This is a genomic window from Nonomuraea sp. K271 (genome assembly GCF_009908215.1).
Taxonomy (GTDB): Bacteria; Actinomycetota; Actinomycetes; order Streptosporangiales; family Streptosporangiaceae; genus Nonomuraea; species Nonomuraea longispora.
On the sequence record NZ_JAAAHR010000340.1, the window covers coordinates 1 to 2,521 of the forward strand.

Below are 2,521 nucleotides of genomic sequence, written 5' to 3' on the forward strand. Positions count from 1 at the left end.
GCCGACGGCGGGGCGTGTGGGGGCGCCATGGGGGCGCCGCGCAGGACCGCGACGACCTCGTCCAGTCCGGGACGGGCCGCCGGGTTGGCGTCCACGGCGGCGGACACGAGCTCGCGCAGCGGTCCGTCCAGCGCGTCGAGGTCCTCGGCGGCAGGCGACGGGTTGCCGCTCGCGGCGCACGCCACGATCCGGCCCCACGTGAAGACCTCGGCGGCCTGGGAGGGCTCCTGCTCAGGCGCGACGTACTCGGGTCGGGGGGCGGCGAGGGGAGCGGTGGCCGCCGGGCCGAAGTCGGTGATCCGCAGCCCTTGAGGCCCGAGGGTCACGCTGTCGGGGGTGAGGCCGCTACGGCGTACCCCCGCCTGGTAGATCGCGTGCAGCCCGGCCGCGATCTCGCCCGCCATGCGCCACAGCCCGGGTCCGGCGAAGGGGCCGCGCTCCAGCGCCTGGCCCAGCGTCTCGCCCTCGACGTGCGCCCGCACCACGTACGGCCGCGCCGCGCGGACGTCGCCGCCCAGGACGCCGGCGACGAACGGCGAGCCGACCCTGCGGGACGCGGCGAGGTCGCGCTCCAGCCCGGGCAGCGCGGCGGCGTCGAAGGCCGCCTCACCTGCTGCGTCCGCGGCGAAGGTCCTGACGACGACCTGCCACCCGGCCGGCGTGCGTGCCAGATAGATGACCGCGTCGCCGTCCCGCCCGAGCTCCGCGATGAGCGTGTTGCCGCCGATCTGCTCCTCAGATGGCGTGCCCACGATCCCTCCCCACTCGATGTTCCGACACGGGTCGATGATCCCGGTCACCGCTTGCGAACGGCTTAACGGACGATCGCGCCCGGTATGAACAGGCAAGGGCCTCGTCGGGTCTTCCGCGTCAGGGCGGTGGACGGTCGTGGAGCAGGGCGGCCAGTTCCATCCGCGAGGTCACGCCCAGCTTGGGGAACGCCTTGTAGAGGTGGTGAGCGACGGTGTGAGGGTTGAGGAGCAGGTGCGCAGCCGCATGCGCGAGGACGACGCGGGCTGCGCGGAGCGCCCGACGTCCTCGCTGCTCAGGCGAGGTCGGCGAGGTCTTCCTCGGTGAGGGTGATGGATCGGGCGGCGAGGTTGGCTTCGAGATGGGCCACGGAGCTGGTGCCGGGAATGGCCAGGGTGACGGGGGACATGGCCAGGAGCCATGCCAGGGCGATCTGGTGGACGGTGGCGTTGTGGCGTCCGGCGACCTTGGCCACGGCGGGGTGGTTGATATCGGTCCTACCGCCGCCGAGTGGGAAGAAGGGGACGAAGGCGATGCCGGCTTGGGTGCAGGTGTCCAGGATGGCTGCCTCGTCCCGGCCGGCGATGTGGAAGTGGTTCTGGACGGCTGCGACGGGAGCGATCGTGCGGGCCTCGGCGAGGTGGTGGGCGTCGATGTTGCTGACGCCCAGGTGGCGGATCAGGCCTTCTTCGCGCAGGGCGGCGAGTGTCTCGAAGCGTTCGGCGAGTGATTCGCCGTGTGGCGGTGTCGTGGTGCCGACGCGGAGGTAGACCAGGTCGAGGCGGTCGAGGCCGAGACTCTGGAGGTTGGCTTCCACCTGGGGCCGGAGGTCGGCGGAGGTGCCTTGGCCGAGACCGCCGGGGGTGGGGACGGGGCCGACTTTGGTGGCGATGACGAGGTTGTCAGGGTAGGGGGCGAGGGCTTCGCGGATCAGGGTGTTGGCGCGTACGGAGCCGTCCTGGCTGCGGCAGAAGTCGGCGGTGTCGATGTGGTTGACGCCGAGTTCTACGGCGCGGCGCAGGACGGCGCGGCCGGTCTCGGGATCGCGGGCGGGCTCGCCCGGACGGGATTGGGGCAGGCGCATGGCGCCGAAGCCGAGCCGGTCGGTCGTCAGGTCGCCGCCGAGGGGGAACTGGCTGGTCATGTCTCTCCATGTGCTGTGATGTGGGTTCTCTGGGGAGGCCGAGCCGGCCTCCCTCTGGCGGGGCCCGGCGCGGCCCGCTGGAGCGGCGGTGCGCTGTCCTGGTCTGCTCGTACGCGTGCATCGACCGCGGCGGCGTGCTGGAGCGGCGTCCGCGCTCGGCGGGTCGAGACGGTGGCGGGCACCGGCCGGCGACGGCCGCTCCAGGGGATCCCCTGGAGCGTGCCGCAGGCGATCGCCGGGCCGGAACTGTGGACGAACGTGACCGTCTCCTCGAGCGGCGCGCGGCCCGTGCGGACGTGGTCCACCGTGACGTCCTCGAAGCCGACGGAGATGCCGCAGAAGAGGATGAGCTCGTCCGGAGGGTGCAGGACCTCCGCGACGGTCTTGCGGTACACCGACCACGCCATCTGCGGGCAACTGTGCAGCCCCTCGGCTCGGAGCAGCAACATGACGGTCTGCAGATACATGCCGAGGTCGGCCCATTGGGGCGGCCCCATGTCGGCTCTTCGAAGTCAGTCGGGGTTGGGCCATCCACGGCTTCTCGGAGTCAACCGCGCACCGGTCTTCCGACCTCGATTGGGGACGAAACCCCATGCAGCCGATCCGTCGGCTCAAGTCCGCGGGATG

The 2,521-nt window shown here is 72.1% G+C and carries 3 protein-coding genes; all 3 read right to left on the reverse strand.

All coding sequences use genetic code 11. From position 1 onward, the window contains the following. Positions 1 to 752, reverse strand: a 752-nt coding sequence (locus tag GUY59_RS46675; RefSeq protein ID WP_161715129.1) for a hypothetical protein, incomplete at its 3' end; no start/stop codon positions are given. 293 nt (positions 753 to 1,045) lie between these two features. Next, positions 1,046 to 1,894, reverse strand: a complete 849-nt coding sequence (locus tag GUY59_RS46680) for an aldo/keto reductase (RefSeq protein WP_138208791.1) — start codon at positions 1,892 to 1,894, stop codon at positions 1,046 to 1,048. Further along, the gene (locus tag GUY59_RS48120) at positions 1,891 to 2,391 is read right to left on the reverse strand and encodes a nitroreductase family protein (protein ID WP_201762169.1); all 501 of its coding nucleotides are present in this window, start codon (positions 2,389 to 2,391) and stop codon (positions 1,891 to 1,893) included. The genes GUY59_RS46680 and GUY59_RS48120 overlap by 4 nt, the downstream gene beginning before the upstream one ends. Positions 2,392 to 2,521 lie beyond the last annotated feature (130 nt).

Coding starts and splice junctions, on each gene's coding strand:
- GUY59_RS46680 (WP_138208791.1), bottom strand. CDS start 1,894: ATGACCAGCCAGTTCCCCCTCGGCGGCGACCTGACGACCGACCGGCTC.
- GUY59_RS48120 (WP_201762169.1), bottom strand. CDS start 2,391: ATGGGGCCGCCCCAATGGGCCGACCTCGGCATGTATCTGCAGACCGTC.